This window comes from Flavobacterium saccharophilum (genome assembly GCF_900142735.1).
Taxonomy (GTDB): domain Bacteria; phylum Bacteroidota; class Bacteroidia; order Flavobacteriales; family Flavobacteriaceae; genus Flavobacterium; species Flavobacterium saccharophilum.
In genome coordinates this window covers 823,975-844,613 of sequence record NZ_FRBY01000002.1, presented here as the reverse complement: position 1 = coordinate 844,613, position 20,639 = coordinate 823,975, and the positions used below count along the sequence as shown (strand labels likewise).

Annotated in this window: 19 protein-coding genes; 13 read left to right on the top strand and 6 right to left on the bottom strand. The window is 32.7% G+C overall.

The genetic code is table 11. The annotated features are described in order from the left end of the window. Window positions 1-70: 70 nt before the first annotated feature. A complete protein-coding gene (locus tag BUA98_RS09120; RefSeq protein ID WP_072971272.1) occupies window positions 71-1,141 on the bottom strand; it encodes a glycosyltransferase family 4 protein in 1,071 nt (356 codons plus the stop codon). 79 nt (window positions 1,142-1,220) lie between these two features. Here BUA98_RS09120 and BUA98_RS09115 point away from each other — a divergent pair, with 79 nt between their 5' ends. Continuing rightward, window positions 1,221-1,988 (top strand): protein kinase family protein, encoded by a 768-nt coding sequence (locus BUA98_RS09115; protein WP_072971271.1) that lies wholly within the window; start codon window positions 1,221-1,223, stop codon window positions 1,986-1,988. On the opposite strand, the gene BUA98_RS09110 is transcribed toward BUA98_RS09115, so the two are convergent. The 3 genes from BUA98_RS09110 to BUA98_RS09100 all read right to left on the bottom strand — a co-directional run bounded on the left by BUA98_RS09110 (window position 1,985) and on the right by BUA98_RS09100 (window position 4,746). Further along, on the bottom strand, window positions 1,985-2,752 hold the full coding sequence (locus BUA98_RS09110) for a glycosyltransferase family 2 protein (RefSeq protein ID WP_072971270.1): 768 nt from the start codon (window positions 2,750-2,752) through the stop codon (window positions 1,985-1,987). The two genes, BUA98_RS09115 and BUA98_RS09110, sit on opposite strands and share 4 nt — an antisense overlap. After that, window positions 2,749-3,825 carry a glycosyltransferase family 9 protein gene (locus BUA98_RS09105; RefSeq protein WP_072971269.1) on the bottom strand — a complete coding sequence of 359 codons (1,077 nt, stop codon included), beginning with the start codon at window positions 3,823-3,825 and terminating at the stop codon, window positions 2,749-2,751. The genes BUA98_RS09110 and BUA98_RS09105 overlap by 4 nt, the downstream gene beginning before the upstream one ends. Before the next feature lie 105 nt (window positions 3,826-3,930). After that, window positions 3,931-4,746, bottom strand: a complete 816-nt coding sequence (locus BUA98_RS09100) for a 2,3,4,5-tetrahydropyridine-2,6-dicarboxylate N-succinyltransferase (protein WP_026982140.1) — start codon at window positions 4,744-4,746, stop codon at window positions 3,931-3,933. A 283-nt stretch (window positions 4,747-5,029) separates the two neighbouring features. Between BUA98_RS09100 and BUA98_RS09095 the strand changes: the two genes are divergently transcribed. The 3 genes from BUA98_RS09095 to BUA98_RS09085 all read left to right on the top strand — a co-directional run bounded on the left by BUA98_RS09095 (window position 5,030) and on the right by BUA98_RS09085 (window position 7,816). Further along, a complete protein-coding gene (locus BUA98_RS09095; protein ID WP_072971268.1) occupies window positions 5,030-5,656 on the top strand; it encodes a PAS domain-containing protein in 627 nt (208 codons plus the stop codon). 120 nt (window positions 5,657-5,776) lie between these two features. Further along, on the top strand, window positions 5,777-6,193 hold the full coding sequence (gene ruvX, locus BUA98_RS09090) for a Holliday junction resolvase RuvX (protein ID WP_072971901.1): 417 nt from the start codon (window positions 5,777-5,779) through the stop codon (window positions 6,191-6,193). 123 nt (window positions 6,194-6,316) lie between these two features. Next, entirely contained in the window at window positions 6,317-7,816 is a 1,500-nt protein-coding gene (locus tag BUA98_RS09085) for a malate:quinone oxidoreductase (RefSeq protein ID WP_072971267.1), read from the top strand. Between the two features lie 39 nt (window positions 7,817-7,855). Here BUA98_RS09085 and BUA98_RS09080 read toward each other — a convergent pair whose 3' ends face one another. Further along, window positions 7,856-10,078: an FUSC family protein gene (locus tag BUA98_RS09080; protein ID WP_072971266.1), complete on the bottom strand. Its 2,223-nt coding sequence runs from the start codon at window positions 10,076-10,078 to the stop codon at window positions 7,856-7,858. A 201-nt stretch (window positions 10,079-10,279) separates the two neighbouring features. On the opposite strand from BUA98_RS09080, the gene def reads away from it, so the two are divergent. The 3 genes from def to mazG all read left to right on the top strand — a co-directional run bounded on the left by def (window position 10,280) and on the right by mazG (window position 12,294). Continuing rightward, the gene (gene def / locus BUA98_RS09075) at window positions 10,280-10,870 is read left to right on the top strand and encodes a peptide deformylase (protein WP_072971265.1); all 591 of its coding nucleotides are present in this window, start codon (window positions 10,280-10,282) and stop codon (window positions 10,868-10,870) included. Window positions 10,871-10,937: 67 nt separating this feature from the next. Beyond that, the gene (locus BUA98_RS09070) at window positions 10,938-11,423 is read left to right on the top strand and encodes a DUF5606 family protein (protein ID WP_072971264.1); all 486 of its coding nucleotides are present in this window, start codon (window positions 10,938-10,940) and stop codon (window positions 11,421-11,423) included. A gap of 100 nt (window positions 11,424-11,523) precedes the next feature. After that, window positions 11,524-12,294, top strand: coding sequence for a nucleoside triphosphate pyrophosphohydrolase (gene mazG / locus BUA98_RS09065; RefSeq protein ID WP_072971263.1), 771 nt, complete (start codon window positions 11,524-11,526; stop codon window positions 12,292-12,294). On the opposite strand, the gene BUA98_RS09060 is transcribed toward mazG, so the two are convergent. Further along, a complete protein-coding gene (locus tag BUA98_RS09060) occupies window positions 12,295-12,975 on the bottom strand; it encodes a Crp/Fnr family transcriptional regulator (protein ID WP_072971262.1) in 681 nt (226 codons plus the stop codon). 202 nt (window positions 12,976-13,177) lie between these two features. On the opposite strand from BUA98_RS09060, the gene BUA98_RS09055 reads away from it, so the two are divergent. From BUA98_RS09055 to ccoG, 6 genes are all read left to right on the top strand, one after another. Next, window positions 13,178-15,565 (top strand): heavy metal translocating P-type ATPase, encoded by a 2,388-nt coding sequence (locus BUA98_RS09055; RefSeq protein WP_072971261.1) that lies wholly within the window; start codon window positions 13,178-13,180, stop codon window positions 15,563-15,565. Window positions 15,566-15,679: 114 nt separating this feature from the next. Beyond that, entirely contained in the window at window positions 15,680-15,871 is a 192-nt protein-coding gene (gene ccoS, locus BUA98_RS09050) for a cbb3-type cytochrome oxidase assembly protein CcoS (protein WP_072971260.1), read from the top strand. A 2-nt stretch (window positions 15,872-15,873) separates the two neighbouring features. Continuing rightward, complete coding sequence (ccoN, locus tag BUA98_RS09045) at window positions 15,874-18,063, top strand: cytochrome-c oxidase, cbb3-type subunit I (RefSeq protein ID WP_072971259.1); 2,190 nt, start codon at window positions 15,874-15,876, stop codon at window positions 18,061-18,063. Between the two features lie 4 nt (window positions 18,064-18,067). After that, on the top strand, window positions 18,068-18,262 hold the full coding sequence (locus BUA98_RS09040) for a cytochrome C oxidase subunit IV (RefSeq protein ID WP_072971258.1): 195 nt from the start codon (window positions 18,068-18,070) through the stop codon (window positions 18,260-18,262). Window position 18,263: 1 nt separating this feature from the next. Beyond that, a complete protein-coding gene (locus tag BUA98_RS09035) occupies window positions 18,264-19,202 on the top strand; it encodes a cbb3-type cytochrome c oxidase N-terminal domain-containing protein (protein WP_072971257.1) in 939 nt (312 codons plus the stop codon). 5 nt (window positions 19,203-19,207) lie between these two features. After that, the gene (gene ccoG / locus BUA98_RS09030) at window positions 19,208-20,626 is read left to right on the top strand and encodes a cytochrome c oxidase accessory protein CcoG (RefSeq protein ID WP_072971256.1); all 1,419 of its coding nucleotides are present in this window, start codon (window positions 19,208-19,210) and stop codon (window positions 20,624-20,626) included. Window positions 20,627-20,639: the final 13 nt, after the last annotated feature.

Below are 20,639 nucleotides of genomic sequence, written 5' to 3'. Positions count from 1 at the left end.
TCAAATGTCTACATTTAAGTTTAGATTCGTTTTTTTTGAACTTTAGTAATACAGAGTATCACAGATGAAACTATATACCCCTGTACACTTTTAAATATTCAGCAGCTGCAATTTTCCAATCGAAACTTGTAGCTCTTCTTTTTAACTGGTTTTCAATTTCTGTTTTATTATTCTCGAAATTTGTTAATCCGTTAAAAAGAATTTCTTTCATATATTCAGGGTCAAAATTAGTCCAGTAATTTGAGACATCACCTCCAATTTCAGGTAGTGAAGTTTTATCCGATAAAAATATCGGTTTACCAAAACTCATTGCTTCAATTGGCGGAAGTCCGAAACCCTCACGAATAGATGGAAAAAGAAATGCAGTACAGTTTTTCATGTAAAACTGTTTTCCTTCATCAGATACTCTTCCTGTTAAAAAAACCTGATTGCTTAAGCCATTATCAGTAATTAATTTTTTAATTTCTTCACCATATTTTTTATCGTTATTTCCTGAAATGATCAAATTAAAATCTTTAATTTCTTTCATCATAAGGATAATCGAACCAAAATTTTTTCTTTCGATAAAATCTCCAATTGAATAGAAAAAGGGCTTGTCTACTGGAACAGCCGAAACGAAATTTGAGGTGTTCAAAATGGTCGAAACCGGATTTCCGTTATAAATAATATATTCAGGAACATTAGGAACATTAAAGTGTTCATGAGTATTTTTCTTGGCAAACTCTGAGATATAAGTAATTGCCGTAGATCTTTCTAATTTTTTTTTAAAAAGCTTATGCAGCTTATAACTTTTGTCTGACGAAACTTCCTCTACAAAATGAATATCATGAACCGTAAGTAAGTAATTAGTGTTAAAAAAAGGTTCAACTTTTATATTTTGATTTACAGAATGCCATAAATCATATTTTTTTCGAATTCTAAATAAGGGATGACGCGAAAGACTGCTGTATTTATGATATTTGAATTTGTCACTGAATTCATGTTTAAGAAGCTCTGGTTTTGCGCTGTTTAAAGTTAATTCTAAGTCGTTAAATTCTAATGTCGACAATCCTTTAATTAATTCATAATTGAAAGTTCCTAAACCGGACGCTCTGTTGTTGATATTATGCGTTTCCAGAAAAATACTTTTCTTATCTGACATGTTTTTTTTAACGAAAATACAATAATAATTTGAAGTCTAAAATTCTATACGTATTTTTGTTTGTTTATAAAATTAACTGATGAATTTTAAAGTAAATCCCATTTTTGAGAATAGTAAAGAATCGATTCTTGATCAAATTAAAACATTTAATAGCTCAGGAACTCTTTTTGGCAATGGTGACCGAAATAAAATTAAACTATTTGATTTAAACGGAAAGACGATTAACATCAAATCGTTTAAAATTCCAAACATCGTTAATAAAATTGCCTATAAATATTTCCGAAAATCAAAAGCCAGGCGATCGTTTGAATATGCAACTATTCTACTTGAAAAAGGCATTGGAACACCGCAACCTATTGCATTTCTTGAAAATTTTACTCCAGTAGGTTTAAAAGATAGTTATTATGCGAGCGAACATTTGGTGACCGAATTAACTTACAGAGAATTGGTAGAAATTCCTGATTATCCAGATCATGATAATATCTTAAGACAGTTTGTGAAATTCACTTTTGATTTACATGAAAAAGGAGTGGAGTTCTTAGATCACTCACCTGGAAATACTTTGATTAAAAAAGTTGATGAAAATAAATACAACTTCTTTTTAGTTGATTTAAACCGAATGAATTTTTATGACACCATGAGTTTTGAACAACGCATGAATAATTTCAGTCGTTTAACACCGCAAAAAGAAATGATTGCGACAATGAGCAATGAGTATGCAAAATTGTACACAGATAAATCGGAGAGTGAAATTTTTGAAATAATGTGGAAAGCGACAAGTGATTTTCAGGAAGAATTTGCTAGAAAGAAAAGACTTAAAAAGAAACTTAAATTCTGGAAATCTTAGTTTGCCCTTATTTTTTTCAATTCCTGAAAACGAACGGCGACACTTAAAGCATTTAAATAGCAGATAATAATTCCTTTTTTCCCATCTAAAATTCCAAATCTTAGCAAATATTGATTTAAGAATTGATAAACAGGACGAATATAGAAATGAAAAGCGTTAGGTTTTGTGTTTTTTAAAAACTCTTCCTGCGCTTTTAATTGCCCGTAAAAAACCATTTTTTGTTTGTAATCTTCAAAATTAGAATACGAATAATGAATTAGTTTATTTTTTAATTTACCAATTTTTCCGTTTACAATTAATTTTTCATGAACGATTTTTTCATGGTTGTAAATAGCGCTTTCTTTTCTAAAAAGACGAATTATTTTATCAGTCTGCCAACCACTAAAACGTAATTTACTATTTTGAAACATAAAATTTCTTCGAACAAAATAAGCCGATGCGCTATTTTTTTGATTGATGATAAAACTGATTTCCTTTTGAAGTTCTACAGTTAATCTTTCGTCAGCATCAACGAAGAGAATCCATGAATTAGAAGCTAAACTCAAAGCAAAATTGCGTTGAGAAGCAAAGTTGTCAAAAACACGCTGAACTACTTTTACATTCTTAAAGTCAGAGGCTATTTCAAAAGTTTTATCATTACTAAAAGAATCAACCACAATAATTTCATCGGCAAAAGCCAAATGATCAAGAACAGTTTTGATGTTTTGTTCTTCATTATAGGTTATAACCAATGCCGTTAAGAGTTGTTTTTCCTGTAAAATCATTTTGCAGAAGAGCTTAGATTTTGCTTTAGGAAAAATTCGATTTTATCCTTAAAAAATTCAGGTTGAAACTCTCTATATAGAGATAAAGCTTCTTTTTTGAGCATTTTTTCATTTTTTTGCTCAAATAATGCAGGGCGATAATCTTTTAAATGTACAGAAAGATGATGAATCCCATCTTCAAATGTAGCCCAGATTTTCTTTTCTATCCAAGGAGAAAAAATGATGAAAGATGGTTTGTCTAAAGCTTTCGCCATATTGATTGCTCCACCGTCATTTCCAATAATCAAATCGCATTTATTTACCAGGCCAATAAAAGAACGCAAATCTCCTCCAAGCAAATCAAAATAAACTTTTTCCTGAGTTGAAGGTTTGCAACCATTAAAAACGGTTTTAGCTTCTTGAATTTGTTTGGGGAAATAATTAAATAAAATATTTACATCAGCATTATCGGCAACATAATCAACTACTTTAGACATAAATTCTAAAGGGTAAGTTTTTAATGTTTCACTTCCTAAAAGACTGATCATAACGGTCTTTCGATCTTTTTGGACATTATGTTTTTCAAAAAGAGCAATAGCCTCCTGGTTTTCTTTTTCAGAAACAAATAATTTCGGAATTGGATCTAGTTTTATTTTTAAATTCAAAGGTTCTAATAACGAAAGTCTTCTTTCAATTGCTAGTCCTAAATTGGTTTTAGGAAAAGATTCAAATGAAACATTATCAGTATACAAGAATGTTCTTCCTGGTTTTTTATAAGAGATTTTTCTTTTAGCATTGCTTAATAAAACCAAAATCCAGCTTTCTAGTTTTGAATAGGCATCAATTAATAAATCATATTTTTCATTTCGAATTTGAAAACCCAGATTTAATAATTCCTTTTTGCTCTTTCGATGTTTTTCTTCAAAAAGAATAATATTGTCAATACTTGAATTGCCTTCTAAAACTGGCGTTGTCGAGGCATAAACCAAATAATCGATTTGAGCATCAGGATAAGCAGTACGCAAATTATTGCATATAATACTGCTGATCAAAACATCGCCAATCATTTTTTGCTGAATTACAAGTATCTTCATATAGTAAACGGAATCTTATTTGTTGGTTACAAATTGAAGCAAAAAAAATCCAAATTCCAATCATTAAATTGGAATTTGGATTTTTTAATTTGGATTTTTTAAAATCTATACAGCAACATCGTATTCACGAAGCGCATTGTTTAATGATGTTTTCAAATCTGTAGATGGTTTACGAGTACCAATAATCAAGGCACATGGAACCTGAAATTCACCAGCGGCGAATTTTTTTGTATAACTTCCCGGAATTACAACTGAACGAGCAGGAACAAAACCTTTCATTTCAACAGGTTCATCACCAGTAACATCGATTATTTTTGTTGAAGCAGTCAAACAAACGTTAGCTCCAAGAACAGCCTCTTTACCAACATGAACACCTTCTACAACAATACAACGAGAACCGATAAAAGCACCATCTTCAATGATAACCGGAGCAGCTTGCAATGGCTCTAAAACACCACCAATTCCAACTCCACCACTTAAGTGAACGTTTTTACCAATTTGAGCACAGCTTCCAACAGTTGCCCACGTGTCTACCATAGTTCCTTCATCTACATAAGCACCGATATTTACATAACTTGGCATCAAAATAACACCGCTTGAAATATAAGCTCCGTAACGTGCAACAGCGTTTGGTACTACACGAATTCCTTTTTCAGCATAACCTCTTTTTAGCAACATTTTGTCGTGATATTCGAAGATACCTGACTCCCATGTTTCCATTTTTTGAATTGGGAAATACATTACAACTGCTTTCTTAACCCATTCGTTTACTTGCCATTTATCACCAACTGGTTCAGCACAACGTAATTTTCCTGCATCAACCAATTCGATAACTTCTCTAATAGCATCAGTTGTAGTAGTTTCTTGTAATAAAGCTCTGTTTTCCCAAGCTTGTTCAATTATAGTCTGTAAAGAATTCATAAGTTTTAATTTTTGGCAAAGATAGCGTATTTGTGGAAAAGCAGAAAAGTAAAACCTTTTGAAAATGTTATATATGTAACTTTTTGTTTTTAATTTGATAAATAAAAATAGCATTCTTATCAAATGCAAAATACTCAGACTACCCCTAAAGGTTTTTTTACTATCAGAATATGACAAAAGTCAGATTTTGAGTTTTTTCTTCGCTTTACTTTCGCGGTATAATTCCAAAAGCAAAACGGAATTATAAATACCATTCCAAACTAAACTATATAAGCAGTAAAACATGAATCAGGAAAATCAGCTTCAGAATCGAATTACAGTAATTGACAAAGAGGTTACTTGGGACAAAACGCAAGTAATTATGAGTAAAACAAATGCTTTTGGTATTATTGAATATGCCAATGAAGTATTTGTTGATGTTTCCGGCTATGAAGATTACGAATTAATGGGGCAGCCGCATAATATTATTCGTCATCCGGATATGCCGAAAGTCATTTTTAAAGTGCTTTGGGAAAATTTGAAACAGGGTAAAAACTTTCATGCTATTGTGAAGAATTTAGCCAAATCAGGTAGGTATTATTGGGTTATAACTGATTTTGAAATCGCAAAAGATGAAAATGGTGTGATTGTTAATTATTTTGGAAGAAGACAAGCTGTTCCTCAGGAAGTGATTTCATTGCATATAGAACCTTTATATAAGAAACTTTTACAAATTGAAGCCGCAAGTGGAGTTGAGTTTAGTGAGAAATATTTGATCGGATTTTTAGAAGAAAAAAAGAGATCTTATGTTGAATATATTAAGGAGTTAATTTATGAGCATGAAAAAGCCCAATCTAAGTTTGCTCATTATGAAGAGCAAGAGGAAGATGAGGCGGAAAGAGGTTTTTTAAGACGTTTATTTAATAGATAATTATTGATTTTTTTAGGTTTTAAATATTTGGAATAAAAATCCGTTTTGAATTTTCGAAACGGATTTTTTATTACTGAAAATTGGAAAATTAAAATAGTTATCTTTGTCAAAAATTACATAATGCCAAGAATTCTTTCTATAGACTACGGACAAAAGCGTACCGGAATTGCGGTCACCGATGAAATGCAAATTATTGCTTCAGGTTTAACTACGATCCCTACAAACACTGTAATTGATTTCTTGAAAGATTATTTTGCAAAAGAAAAAGTAGAAGCTGTCTTAATTGGCGAGCCTAAGCAAATGAACGGACAACCATCAGAAAGCGCTTCAATTGTTAAAGGTTTTGTAACTCATTTTTCCAATATTTTTCCAGATATGAAAGTCGTTCGCGTAGATGAACGTTTTACTTCAAAAATGGCATTTCAAACTATGATTGATAGTGGTTTGAGTAAAAAACAACGCCAAAATAAAGGTTTGATTGATGAAATTTCAGCCACAATTATGCTTCAGGATTATCTTTCTGCAAAACGGTTTTAATTTTTTTTTAACCTACAACGGTATAGCCTTTTAATTTTTAGAAAAACATAACTTTTATCATAGAAAATTAGTTTTTTTTTGCAATTATAAAAAGTACCTTTGCATTTTAAATAAAATACTGTTATGCCTGACGAAACAATACGTTCAAATAGTGAAGTAGTACTCATTGGAGCTGGAATTATGAGTGCCACTCTTGGAGTAATTTTGAAAGAATTACAACCTGATATTAAAATTGAAATTTACGAAAGACTGGATGTCGCTGCAGCTGAAAGCTCAGATGCCTGGAATAACGCCGGCACGGGACACTCTGCTTTTTGTGAATTAAATTACACTCCCGAGAAGGCAGACGGAAGTATTGACCCTAAAAAAGCGATAAGTATTGCAGAATCATTCGAGGTTTCTCGTCAGTTTTGGTCGTACCTAGTACAGCAAAACAAAGTACCGTCTCCAGATAATTTTATTAAAAGTGTTCCTCATATGAGTTTTGTGTGGGGTGATAAAAACGTAAAATATCTTAAAAAACGTTTTGAAGCTTTGCAAAGCAATCCAATTTTTTCTCAAATGGAATTTAGTACCGATTTTGAGCAATTAAAAAAATGGATGCCGCTTGTAATGGAAGGCAGAGAAGAGGGTGATAAATTGGCAGCAACTCATATGGAAATTGGTACCGATGTAAATTTCGGGGCCCTAACCAGAAGTATGTTCAATTATTTAGAAAAGTTGGATGGTGTCTCTTTATACTTTAACCATGAAGTTAAAAAGTTAAGACAACGCGAAGACAAATCATGGCGTATCAAAATCACAGATTTAGATACCGGTAAAGTGAGAAAAGCATATACAAAATTTGTATTTATTGGTGCTGGTGGAGGTTCATTGCCTTTATTGGAAAAAGCAAATGTACCTGAAGGGAATGGTTACGGCGGTTTCCCGGTTAGCGGACAATGGTTAAAATGTACAAATCCGGAAGTTATTGCGAAGCATCAGGCAAAAGTTTATGGAAAGGCTAGTGTTGGTGCGCCTCCAATGTCTGTGCCGCATATTGATACTCGTGTAATTGATGGCGAGAAAGCATTGCTTTTTGGACCATTCGCAGGGTTTTCAACTCGTTTCTTAAAAAATGGTTCTTATTTAGATTTACCATTATCGATAAAAGCTAATAATTTAATTCCGATGTTATCAGCGGGATTTCACAATATTCCATTAACAAAATATTTAATAGAGCAAGTTCGTCAAAAACCAAAAGACAGAATGGCCGCTTTACGCGAATATTTGCCATCAGCGCGTTCTAAAGACTGGAAATTAGAAAAAGCAGGACAACGTGTTCAGGTGATTAAAAAAGATGAAAAAGAAGGTGGAGTCTTAGAATTTGGAACAGAAGTAATTAATACACATGACGGAACTTTAGCGGTTTTACTAGGAGCTTCTCCAGGAGCATCAACTGCTGTTTCAATTATGGTTGACTTAATAAGCAGATGTTTCACAAGTCAGATTAAAACACCAGAATGGGAAGCGAAAATGAAAAATATGATTCCTTCTTACGGCCAGACTTTAAACGATAAACCAGAGCTTTTGGCAGAACTTAGAAAACATACTTCTGAAGTTTTGAAATTAAAAAATAACTAAGCTCAGGTTTTAATATAAAAAGCAACAAATCCAGATGAATTAATCTGGATTTGTTGCTTTTAGGTCTTTTGTAATTTTTAGAATCTTTTCGGCTAGATTACTCATCCAGATCAATTGTTCAATAACCATTTGGGCTTCTTGCATTTTAGCCTGACGTGTTTCTTTGTCCAGATCTTCATCTGTGGCCAGACGGGTAAAGTTTTTGCGTTTTAACTCTTCAAATTGCAGTGTAACATCTTCTTTGTCAAAAAAAGTATCTTTTATTACAGTCTCATTCTTTAAAATTGATATGGACTGATCTAAATTTGATAAAATAGTTTTTATAATATAGTTGAATGAATCTGATGCTGATGTTGTTTGATGCGATTGAATATAGGTTGATAATGAAGCCAAAGCAGAAAGTATCGAATGATTTAATACGACCAATTTATTGACTAATGGCAACGTTTTTTGTTTCGATTTAGGCTCCTGCATCATTCGCTGAAAAGAAGTCATCAAATTGCCAATTTCAACAAAAGCATTTTTTCGTGCAAGCCTATACGAAGTCGGAATTTCTCCTTTTTTATTATAGTAATCTGCGATTTCTTTTAGATAATTTCTGTTGGCACGAACAGCATTTTCAATATGTATTGGTGTATTGATAAATTCCCAGGCCGGCCATAAAAATTGATTGGCTAAAAATGCTAAAATAGCTCCTGCAAGCGAATCTAAAATTCTAAACTGAATAACCTCTACAACATCTGGTGTCAAAATTCCGTAAATAAAAACCACATACATAGTTACAAAAGTCGCGCTGATTTTGTAATTGATTTGTGTAAACGAGATTCCAAGCAACATACAAACAATCGAGAAAATACTCAATGCAACATGGTTTTGAACAACAGATACAATTCCGAAAGCGAATAATCCTCCTAAAATAGTTCCGAAAATCCTATTATAAGAACGTTCTTTTGTAAGTCCATATCCAGGGCGCATGATTACGACTATGGTTAGTAAAATCCAATAAACGTTTTGAAACGGAAGAATTTTTCCAATAAGAAAACCAATTAAAATGGTAATGGTCAAACGCAGAGAATGTCTGAAAATAGAAGAAGAAAAACTTAAATTTTCAATCAAAGTACGTAACGGATAATATTGTGGAGTAAGGAATTTTTCAAGCTCTTTATCTTTGTCTTTCAATTTGAAGGATTGCATTGCCAATGAAAAAGCACGCTGTATAATTTTGATTTTTCCAACCTGATTTTTAGCATATTTCAGCATATTGGTCAACATCAAAACGCCTTCTGAAGCTTCGTCTTTTCCTAACTTTTTTTCATAGTCAAAAATGGCAAATTCCAGCGCATCCAACTCATTTTTCAAATCATTCTTATCTACATAAACGGCAATATGATGTACGTTTTTAGAAAGTTTCTTTAAAGTTGAAGCCAGTTTGTAAGCCACGTTTTGATAGGTTCGGAGTACTTCAGGATGTTTGTCAAATTTCTCATGAAGTTTGCTATGATCAAAAGATGTGTATAGAGCGAGTTCCTGAATCTCAACCAAAGTAATAAAAACCAATAACATTTTTCGGTTTTGGGCTGTAGCCGCTGATGTATTTTGGTTGCCAATCAGCATTTTTCTTAAATCTTCATGAATCAAATTCAATTCAACCTGAACTGCTAATTGCTTTTCGATAATGGTTTGGCGATTGGCTTCAGGATTCCATAAATCACCTCTCAATTTCAGGTATTTTGCAGTTAGCTTTATGCCTTCAGCTATTTGTAACTCAACATATTTATAAGGTTGTATAAAATGAAATACAAGCGATACAATCAAGTATAAAATTCCGCCAATAAAAATAAAGCCAGAATATTCAAAAGCTTCCCAACCTGTATGTAAATGACCAAATGATAAAGAAATGGATAACAAAGCAGAAAACGATACCAATGTGGCGCGTTGCCCATATACAGAAATCATAGAACACAAAAACAGTAAGAATCCGAGAAAGGGATAAAATATAAAGGGATAAGGATAAGCAAGATTGATTAATAAATTGACACCTGAAACAATTAATGAAGCAACAATTAAACCTTTTATTTTATGACTTAACGAACTTGGAATATCACTAGGGTAGGTATAAAAAGCACCAAGTGCAATTGTAAAACCAATTTCAAAATGACCTAAAAAGTTTAAAATCAGCACAGGAACTACAGAAGCAATGGTTACTTTTGAGGCGTTTAAAAAAGAGGTACTGTTCGTGAATTTCGAGATGCGATCAAACATATAGTGAGGTTTACTAACAAAGGTAAGAATTGTACGAATTAATTTGGCATAATTATAGCTGAGATTTTAACAGACAGGCAAAAAATACGATTTAATATATTGTTTAGAATTATTCGTTGACTATTTTTTACTATTTTTGCCAGCTGAATTAGGAGAACTAAATTCAGGTTTTTTCAGTAGATAATACATAAATTAATACAAATGATTTTACCAATTGTAGGATATGGTGATCCTGTTTTAAGAAAAGTGGGTGAGGCGATTACGCCTGATTATCCAAACTTAAAAGAAACAATAGCAAACATGTATGAAACGATGTACAATGCTTATGGCGTTGGGCTTGCTGCGCCACAGGTAGGTATGGCGATTCGTTTGTTTGTTATTGATACGACTCCTTTTAGTGATGATGACGATTTACCGTCTGATGAACAGAAAGATTTAAAAGGTTTCAAAAAAACTTTTATCAATGCTAAAATTGTTAAAGAAGAAGGTGAAGAGTGGAGTTTTAACGAAGGATGTCTAAGTATTCCTGATGTTCGTGAAGATGTTTACAGAAAACCTACTGTTACAATTGAATATTGCGAAGAAGATTTTGTAATGAAAACAGAGGTTTTTGATGGTTTGATCGCAAGAGTTATTCAACACGAGTACGATCATATTGAAGGTGTTTTGTTTACAGATAAAATATCCTCATTGAAAAAGCGTTTGATTCAAAAGAAATTGAAAAACATTACTGAAGGTAAAACTTTTCAGGAGTACCGAATGAAATTTGCTGCAGCTAAAAAAGGAAGATAATTGTTCTCAAGAACATTAGAACGTAATAAAATATAAAAAGAAATTCTTAATACTAATTTTAATAAACATGAATTTAGATAAAATTTTAGCCATTTCTGGTAAACCAGGTTTATATGTATTGAAAGTACAAACTCGTACAGGTTTTGTGGCAGAATCATTAACAGACGGAAAAAAAATCACTGTAAACTTAAAAAGTAATGTAAGTTTATTGTCGGAGATTTCAATTTATACATATGAAGGCGAAAAACCTTTAACAGAAGTAATGCAAAATATTGCTGTTAAAGAAAATAAAGGTCAGGCTATTTCTCACAAAGAGGACAATTCAAAATTAATAGCTTACTTTAAAGAAATTTTGCCGGAATACGATGAAGAAAGAGTTTATCCTTCAGATATTAAAAAAGTATTAAACTGGTACAATACACTTCAGGCTAAAGGTTTAGTTACTGATTTAGCGCCAGCTCCAGCTGAAACTGCGGAAGAAGCTCCAGTAGCAGAAGAAAAACCAAAAAAAGCTCCGGCTGCTAAAAAAGCAAAAGCTAAAAAAGAAGAATAGTAATTTTTTACATTCAAATATATTAATCCTGTTAAGATGTTTTCTTGACAGGATTTTTTACTTTTACATCATTCGGTTTCAACCAAAAAAAACTTCAAAAATGAGCAGAGAACTTCAACTAAAAGCCTTCGAAAGATTATTAATTATCATGGATGAACTTCGTGAGCAGTGTCCCTGGGATAAAAAACAAACTTTGCAAACTTTAAGGCATCTTACGATTGAAGAAACTTACGAATTAGGAGATGCTATTTTAGACAATGATCTAAATGAAGTCAAGAAAGAATTAGGTGATTTATTACTACATATTGTTTTTTATGCTAAAATCGGTTCTGAAACCAATGACTTTGATATTGCTGATGTTTGTAATGAAATCTGTGATAAATTGATTCACCGTCATCCTCATATTTATAGCGATACCGTGGTTAAAGATGAAGAAGAAGTAAAGCAAAATTGGGAGAAATTAAAACTGAAGGAAGGTAAAAAATCAGTTTTAGAAGGGGTTCCAAGAAGTTTGCCTGCACTGGTTAAAGCAAGCAGAATACAGGATAAAGTAAAAGGTGTTGGTTTTGACTGGGAAGAACCACATCAGGTTTGGGATAAAGTACAGGAAGAGCTGGAAGAGTTACAAGAAGAAGTGAAAGCTGGTGATCAGGATAAAATTGAAGCCGAATTTGGAGATGTTTTGTTCTCCATGATCAATTATGCCCGATTTTTAAATGTAAATCCGGAAGATGCTTTAGAACGTACCAATAAAAAATTCATTAAACGTTTTCAGTACTTAGAAAGTAAAGCGGGTGAATTAGGAAAACCTTTAGCAGATATGACTTTAGCAGAAATGGATGTTTTTTGGAACGAGGCTAAAAAACTATAACTAATCCGCTATTTTTTTTAACGCTTTTAAATCCTTAAGTAGAATCTTTTTACCAGTTAATTCAATCAGCCCTAATTTATTAAAGTCAGATAATAAACGTATGCAGCTTTCAGTTGCAGTTCCTATCATTCCGGCTAATTCTTCTCTGGTTAATTGTACCTTTAGCGTTTTATCTTCGTTTTCTCCAAAAAAGTCATGTAAGTAAAGTAAAGTCTCTGCTAAGCGTTGTTTTACTGTTTTTTGAACTAATGCAATCTTATCATTTTCAGATTCTTTCAAATCTTCACAAACGGTCTGCATCAATTTCATTGAAAATTGATTGTTGGTATTAAAAAAGCCAATAATCTCAGATTTCGGAATAAAGCAAACTTCCATATCGGCTACAGCTTTTGCTGTTAAATTGGCAGGTTCGTTACTGATCATAGAGCGCTGTCCTAAAAGCTCTCCGGATTTAACCAGTTTCACAATCTGGTCTTTTCCGTTTGCGCTTAGTTTAGAAAGTTTGCCAACGCCATCTTTAACACAAAAAACGCCATTGGTTACGTCACCCTCTTCAAAAATAGCCTCGCCCTTCTTTATTTTATAAGTTGTTTTGCTATTGGCTAATTTTATAACTTCTTCTTTATTTAAGGCTTGCAAAGAAGTTAGTTGGCGTACAATACACTGGTCACATTTATTCATGACAAAAATTTTAAGCAAAATTAACCATTATTCGCGTGTTAAGGCACAATAATTACATAAAAAATATAAGAAATAATGTACGAGTGCTATTTGCCTTTTTTTATTTCTTAAATTAGAATCATAATTTATTAAAACGTGATAAATGTCATATTTATAGTCTTTTTCAATTTATAAACTTTGCATAAGTTAAAAAAAACAAATTATGAGTGACCAAGGTTGTTTTCATTGTGGGTTGACCATTGCCAAAAATGAAGAAATCAATTTTGACGAAAAAAAGTTTTGCTGTAATGGATGTAAAACGGTTTACGAAATTTTCAGTCTTCATGATTTGACGTGTTATTATGATTTTGAAAAATCTCCTGGCGCCACTCCTCAAGACATTCAGGGTAAGTATGATTTTTTAGAGAATGAAGCCATTCTTTCAAAAGTCTTAGAATTTCAGGAAGAGAATACTGCCATAGTTTCTTTAAATATCCCGCACATTCACTGCAGTTCTTGTATTTGGATTCTGGAAAATTTAAACAGAATCCAAAAAGGTATCAGTATTTCACAAGTTAATTTTCCGGAAAAAAGAGTTAGAATAACCTTTAATTCTGACGTGGTTTCACTGAAATCTATCGCATATCTGTTAAGTTCCATCGGATATGAACCCTACATAAGTTTAGAGAACTACGAAACAGGCAAAAATAATGTAGACAGAAGTTTAACGTATAAATTGGGAGTTGCCTTTTTTTGTTTTGGAAATATAATGTTATTGTCATTCCCTGAATATTTTGAAATCAAGGAATTTTGGCTGGACAACTACAAGCCTTTTTTTAGAATTTTAATCTTTCTATTAGCTTTACCAAGTTTTTTGTATTCCGCTAGTGGTTATTATGTTTCGGCTTACAAGAGTATTAGATCCCGAATGTTGAATATTGATATTCCAATTGCATTAGGAATCATAGTAATGTTTATCCGAAGTACTTTTGATATTGCAATGAATTATGGATCAGGATTTTTTGATAGCTTAACAGGTTTGGTTTTCTTTATGTTGCTAGGGAAAATGTTTCAAATTAAAACCTATAGTTTCTTAAGCTTCGAAAGAGATTTTAAATCGTATTTTCCTATTGCAGTTACTAAAATCAATACGGACGCTTCAGAAGAAAGTGTAGCAATTTATGATGTTATAAAAGGGGATAGGTTATTGATTAGAAATCAGGAATTGATTCCGGTTGACGGTATTCTAATTACTGAAAAAGCAGAGATTGATTATAGTTTTGTCACCGGAGAAGCAGTTCCTATAACTAAAAAATCGGGAGATAAAGTATTCGCTGGAGGAAAACAGATAGGGAAAGTGGTAGAAATGGAAGTACTGCATTCTGTTTCACAAAGTTATTTGACACAGTTGTGGAGTAATGAAATTTTTCAAAAAAATGTTGAGCAGAAACACAAAACAATTACCGATAAAATTAGCCGATATTTTACTCCAATATTACTATTAATTGCTTTTGCTGGATTTGGTTACTGGATTTTTATTGATGCCAATACAGCTTTTAATGTTTTTACAGCAGTATTAATAGTTGCCTGTCCATGTGCTCTTGCACTAACAGCGCCGTTTACTTTCGGGAATATTTTGAGAATTATGGGCAGGCAAAAAATGTATCTTAAAAATGCTTTAGTTATTGAACAATTGGCAAAAGTTGATACTATAGTTTTTGATAAAACAGGGACAATTACAACAAATAAAAAATCGAACATTGTTTATGAAGGAAATCCTATTTCCGATGAGAATTATATATTTATAAAAAATGTACTTCGTGCTTCCAATCACCCATTAAGCCGAATGTTATATGACTTTTTACCAGATTCAAGACGACTTAAAGTGGACAACTTTGAAGAGATAACAGGAAAAGGAATTTTAGCTTTAATTGAGAATAAAACGATTCAAATTGGTTCAGCAGCATTTATTGGTATTTCAGATTTAGAAGCTGGTGAAATAGAAAAAACGGCGCTCCACATAAAAATTGATACTGAATATTATGGGCAGTTTAATTTTCAAAACCAATATAGAGATGGCCTTGCAACGTTATTTTTAACCCTTAGTAAAAAATATCAATTAAAAGTACTTTCTGGTGATAATGATGGCGAAAGAAGTAATCTCGAAGCAATCTTGCCAAAAGGTACTGAGCTCATCTTTAGTCAGAAGCCTGAGCAGAAACTTGAATTTATTAAAAACTTACAGGAAAAAGGTCAGAATGTTATGATGGTTGGCGATGGTTTAAATGATGCCGGTGCATTGGCGCAAAGTAATGTTGGGATATCTATTTCTGAAAATGTCAATGTTTTTTCTCCTGCCTGTGATGCAATATTAGATGCGAATGAATTTTCGCGATTAGATTATTTTTTAAAATTATCTCAGAAATCTATATTGATCATCAAAATGAGTTTTGTTTTATCACTTTTATATAATGTGATTGGCTTGTCCTTCGCGGTAACTGGTAATTTGCTGCCATTGGTCGCGGCTATCATTATGCCACTAAGTACAATCACTATTGTAAGTTTTGTGACTTTAATGTCTAACTATTTCAGTAATAATAATTTAAAATGATTATAAATAATTGTAGATAAATTTTTATTAAATTTAACTTAAGTCTTTGACTATGATAATTATCATATTTTAAATGCCTGCAACCTACTAATTTTGTTAACATAAATTTAAGGTATGAGTGTAATTTATCTATTAATTTCAGTTAGTATTTTCGTAGCAATCGGCTTCTTCATAGCTTTTATTATCGCTGTCAAATCTGGACAGTACGATGATGATTATACGCCTTCAGTCAGAATGCTTTTTGACGATGAAACCAAAATTACCCCTCAGAATAATAATTCACCAATCGAAGAAAAACAAGTATAATTATGGAAATGGAACAGTTTTATTACGACAACAAAATTGTAAAAAAATTCATTTACGCCACTATTCTTTTTGGAGTAGTAGGTATGTTAGTGGGACTGACCCTGGCGGTTATGTACCTTTTTCCCAACATGACTGATGGGATTTCATGGCTGAGTTACGGACGATTAAGACCGTTACATACAAATGCTGTTATTTTTGCCTTTGTGGGTAATGCTTTTTTTGCAGGTTTGTATTACTCCCTTCAGCGATTGTTGAAGGCCAGAATGTTTAGTGATTTTCTGAGCAACTTGCATTTTTGGGGTTGGCAACTAATTATAGTGGCTGCAGCAATAACATTACCATTAGGATATACTTCTTCAAAAGAGTATGCTGAATTAGAATGGCCAATCGATATTGCCATTGCCTTAATTTGGGTAGTAATGGGTATCAATATGATTGGTACAATGTTGAAAAGACGAGAAAGGCATTTATATGTTGCAATTTGGTTTTATTTAGCGACTTTCGTTACGGTAGCAGTTCTGCATATTTTTAACAATATTGAATTACCCGTTTCTGCTTTAAAAAGTTATTCAGTTTACGCTGGTGTTCAGGATGCTTTGGTACAATGGTGGTACGGTCATAATGCAGTTGCATTTTTCTTAACCACTCCATTTTTAGGATTGATGTATTATTTTATTCCTAAAGTTGCTAATCGCCCTATCTATTCTTATAGACTATCTATTATTCACTTTTGGTCTCTGATATTTATTTATATCTGGGCTGGTCCTCACCACTTATTATATTCAGCTCTGCCAAACTGGGCTCAGAATTTAGGTGTTGTATTCTCAATAATGCTTATTGCTCCATCCTGGGGAGGTATGATAAACGGACTTTTAACATTGAGAGGTGCCTGGGATAAAGTTAGGGAAGAACCGGTTTTAAAATTCTTTGTTGTGGCGATTACCGGTTATGGGATGGCGACTTTTGAAGGTCCAATGCTTTCTTTTAAGAATGTAAATGCTATAGCGCATTATACAGACTGGATTATTGCACACGTACACGTGGGAGCATTAGCTTGGAATGGATTTATGTCTTTTGGTATTATTTACTGGTTGATTCCCCGAATGACAAAAAGTACTCTATTCTCAAAGAAATTAGCCAATTTTCACTTCTGGATTGGAACTTTAGGAATCATTTTATATGCGTTACCAATGTACGTGGCAGGTTTTCAACAAGCTTCAATGTGGAAACAATTTAATCCGGATGGAACCTTAACTTATGGAAATTTCCTTGAAACAGTGACAGCGATCATGCCTTTGTATTGGATGAGAGCAATAGGAGGGACTTTATATCTGGTTGGAATGTTGACATTGGTTTACAATATTATAATGACAGTCAAAGCAGGTCAAACTATTGAAGACGAATTAGCTCAAGCTCCAGCTTTACAGAGGATAAGCAGTAATAGACTTAATGGCGAAAAATTCCATACCTGGTTAGAAAGAAAGCCAATTCAGTTAACTATTCTTGCTACAGTAGCTATTTTAATTGGTGGTGTAATTCAAATTGTGCCAACAATTATGGTAAAGTCTAATATTCCAACTATTTCAAGTGTAAAACCCTATTCTCCTTTGGAACTTGAAGGACGTGATTTATACATTAGAGAAGGTTGTGTAGGATGTCATTCTCAATCAGTTCGCCCGTTTAGGAGTGAAGTTGAGCGTTATGGACCACAGTCAAAAGCAGGGGAATTTGTATATGATCACCCATTCCTATGGGGATCAAAACGTACGGGGCCTGATTTACTAAGAGTTGGTGGCAAATACAATGATAACTGGCATTTTAATCATTTTTGGAATCCACAAAGTACTTCTGCAGGTTCAATTATGCCAGGTTATAAATGGTTATTCGATAACCAAGCAATGGATGTATCATTGACCCAAAAGAAAATGCAGGCTATGGTTTCACTTGGTGTTCCTTATACGGCAGATGAAGTTGCCAATGCTCAAAAAACATTGAGAAAGCAGGCTTTATTAATTGAGAAGAGTTTAGAAAACGATCCTGATTTTGTAAAAAGTTACCAGGACAGTAAGAACAAGGCAGCTGCGAAAGGGGAGAAGTTTGTTCCAATGAATGAAAGAGAAATTGTTGCTCTTATTGCTTATATACAAAGACTTGGAACAGATATTAAAGTAAAAGAAACGGCTAAAAAATAAAATCATGTTTGAACAGATAAAACACAATATGGAGAATATATCGGGTATAGAAATTTACCCGATTCTGTCTCTCTTAATTTTCTTTTTCTTTTTTGTGGGATTAGGCTTTTGGGTATTCTCCTATCAAAAGGATAAAATTAAAGAAATGAGTGAAATTCCTTTAAATGAAGGACTTGGTGTAATTTCAAAAGATAAATAAGATGAAAAAGTTTTTCCCGGCATATGTAAGAGTACCATTGTTTTTTTTCATTGGTTTTGCTTTGATGGAATATTGTATAGATTCTGGAGATAAACCAGCTTTTATAAAGTATCCGATGGTATCTGTTTTTTTGTTTGTTTTTCTATTTATTTTGATTGCTATCGAAATTACTTTGAATGCTGTTAATCGTGTCATGTATCAATTGTTGACACCTGAAGAAAAAGCAAAATTGGATTATGAAAATAGTCTGAGTTTACAGGAAAGCACTTGGTTTAAAGACTTAATGCAAAAGCTTACGAAAACGCAACCTATTGAAAAAGAAGGAGAATTGTTATTGCATCATGATTATGACGGAATTAAAGAGTTAGATAACAATTTACCGCCATGGTGGGTATATTTATTTTATATCACTATAATTTTCAGTGTTGTTTATCTTGCACGCTTCGAAATTTTTGGAGCAGATAATCAGGAAATGGAGCTTAAAAAAGAAATGGCACAAGCAAAAATTGATGTTGAAGAGTATCTAAAAACGGCTCCGGATTTAATGGATGAAAAAACGGTTGTTTTATTAACGGATAAGGAAAGCTTAGAAGCTGGTAAAGAAATTTTCACAACTAATTGCGCTGCTTGTCACAGAGCTGATGGTGGAGGACAAATTGGTCCAAACTTAACAGATGCTCATTGGATTTTAGGAGGTGGAATTAAAGAAATTTTTCACACTATAACAAATGGTGGACGTGATGGTAAAGGAATGGTTTCCTGGAAAACTAATGGTATGAAACCAAAGGAAATTCAAAAAGTGGCAAGTTACATTTTGTCTTTGCAGGGAAGTAACCCTAAAGATCCAAAAGCTCCCGAAGGAGAAATTTGGGTGGATGAAAGTACTCCTAAAAAAGATACCACAATTAAAACAACAGATAGTACAGAAGTTAAAAAATAAGAATCATGTCAAATTTACCAGACGAAGCTTTTAGAGATACCATTGGAACTATTGATGAAGGTGGTAATCGAAAATTTATTTTTCCTAAAAAACCGTCTGGTAGATTCTATGATTATCGAAAAATTGTCAGTTATGTTTTATTGGCCATTTTAATTGCAAATCCGTTTATAAAAGTAAATGGTAACCAATTCATGATGTTCAATGTTTTGGAACGTCGTTTTAATATTTTTGGGTTCCCTTTTTGGCCACAGGACTTTTATCTTTTTGTAATATCGATGCTCGTCGGTGTTGTTTTTGTGATTTTGTTTACGGTTGTCTTTGGCCGAATATTTTGCGGTTGGATTTGTCCCCAGACTATTTTTTTGGAAATGGTTTTCCGCAGAATTGAATATTGGATTGATGGCGACCGTGGTGCACAATCCCGTTTAGCACGCCAGGAATGGAATGCGGAGAAAATCCGAAAAAGACTTATTAAATGGACAATCTTTTTTATAATTTCTTTTGGTATAGCTAATATCTTTTTAGCTTATTTAGTCGGTAGTGATACATTATTTTTAATGATCGAAGAGGGACCAATTAAGCAATCTAGTAATTTTATAGCACTTCTGATTTTTACCAGTGTTTTCTATTTTGTTTTTGTTTGGTTTAGGGAACAGGTTTGTATAATCGCTTGCCCATATGGTAGATTGCAAGGCGTACTTTTAGATAATAAATCTATTAATGTCGCTTACGATTTTGTCCGCGGAGAAAAGGAAGAAGGACGTGCCAAGTATAATAAAAAAGAAGACAGAGCCATAACAGGAAAAGGAGATTGTATTGATTGCCATCAATGTGTTCATGTCTGTCCAATGGGAATTGACATTAGAAACGGAACGCAATTAGAGTGCACCAATTGTACCGCTTGTATTGACGAATGCGATACCATAATGGAAACAGTAGGTTTGCCTAAAGGTCTTATTCGTTATGCTTCTGAAGATGAAATAGCCAAGAAAGAACCTTTCAAATTCACAGCCAGAATGAAAGGTTATACAGCTGTTTTATTCATATTATTAAGTGTTTTTGTTGGAATGTTATTTTTACGAACCAATGTTGAAGCTATCATTCTTCGTTTACCAGGTCAATTATTTCAACACAAGGGTGATAAGATAAGTAATGTTTATACTTATAAAATTGTAAACAAAACAATGAGGGATTATAATGACATTCACTTTGAATTGATTGATCAGAAAGGTGAAATTAAAAATGTTGGAAAAGAACATTTTAAAATTCAAAAAGAAGGTATTTCTCAAGGAACTTTATTTATAGAAATTAATGAAGTGCTTTTGGAAAGTGATAAAACAAAAGTTAAAATAGGTGTTTACAATGGCAAGGAATTGCTCGAAACAACCACAACAAACTTCTTAGGCCCACGAAGTTTTAATTAAAAATAATACCACC

Excerpts from the sequence above, each read along its gene's own strand:
- BUA98_RS09120 (WP_072971272.1), bottom strand. The coding sequence starts at position 1,141 with ATGTCAGATAAGAAAAGTATTTTTCTGGAAACGCATAATATCAACAAC.
- BUA98_RS09115 (WP_072971271.1), top strand. The coding sequence starts at position 1,221 with ATGAATTTTAAAGTAAATCCCATTTTTGAGAATAGTAAAGAATCGATT.
- BUA98_RS09110 (WP_072971270.1), bottom strand. The coding sequence starts at position 2,752 with ATGATTTTACAGGAAAAACAACTCTTAACGGCATTGGTTATAACCTAT.
- BUA98_RS09105 (WP_072971269.1), bottom strand. The coding sequence starts at position 3,825 with ATGAAGATACTTGTAATTCAGCAAAAAATGATTGGCGATGTTTTGATC.
- BUA98_RS09100 (WP_026982140.1), bottom strand. The coding sequence starts at position 4,746 with ATGAATTCTTTACAGACTATAATTGAACAAGCTTGGGAAAACAGAGCT.
- BUA98_RS09095 (WP_072971268.1), top strand. The coding sequence starts at position 5,030 with ATGAATCAGGAAAATCAGCTTCAGAATCGAATTACAGTAATTGACAAA.
- ruvX (WP_072971901.1), top strand. The coding sequence starts at position 5,777 with ATGCCAAGAATTCTTTCTATAGACTACGGACAAAAGCGTACCGGAATT.
- BUA98_RS09085 (WP_072971267.1), top strand. The coding sequence starts at position 6,317 with ATGCCTGACGAAACAATACGTTCAAATAGTGAAGTAGTACTCATTGGA.
- BUA98_RS09080 (WP_072971266.1), bottom strand. The coding sequence starts at position 10,078 with ATGTTTGATCGCATCTCGAAATTCACGAACAGTACCTCTTTTTTAAAC.
- def (WP_072971265.1), top strand. The coding sequence starts at position 10,280 with ATGATTTTACCAATTGTAGGATATGGTGATCCTGTTTTAAGAAAAGTG.
- BUA98_RS09070 (WP_072971264.1), top strand. The coding sequence starts at position 10,938 with ATGAATTTAGATAAAATTTTAGCCATTTCTGGTAAACCAGGTTTATAT.
- mazG (WP_072971263.1), top strand. The coding sequence starts at position 11,524 with ATGAGCAGAGAACTTCAACTAAAAGCCTTCGAAAGATTATTAATTATC.
- BUA98_RS09060 (WP_072971262.1), bottom strand. The coding sequence starts at position 12,975 with ATGAATAAATGTGACCAGTGTATTGTACGCCAACTAACTTCTTTGCAA.
- BUA98_RS09055 (WP_072971261.1), top strand. The coding sequence starts at position 13,178 with ATGAGTGACCAAGGTTGTTTTCATTGTGGGTTGACCATTGCCAAAAAT.
- ccoS (WP_072971260.1), top strand. The coding sequence starts at position 15,680 with ATGAGTGTAATTTATCTATTAATTTCAGTTAGTATTTTCGTAGCAATC.
- ccoN (WP_072971259.1), top strand. The coding sequence starts at position 15,874 with ATGGAAATGGAACAGTTTTATTACGACAACAAAATTGTAAAAAAATTC.
- BUA98_RS09040 (WP_072971258.1), top strand. The coding sequence starts at position 18,068 with ATGTTTGAACAGATAAAACACAATATGGAGAATATATCGGGTATAGAA.
- BUA98_RS09035 (WP_072971257.1), top strand. The coding sequence starts at position 18,264 with ATGAAAAAGTTTTTCCCGGCATATGTAAGAGTACCATTGTTTTTTTTC.
- ccoG (WP_072971256.1), top strand. The coding sequence starts at position 19,208 with ATGTCAAATTTACCAGACGAAGCTTTTAGAGATACCATTGGAACTATT.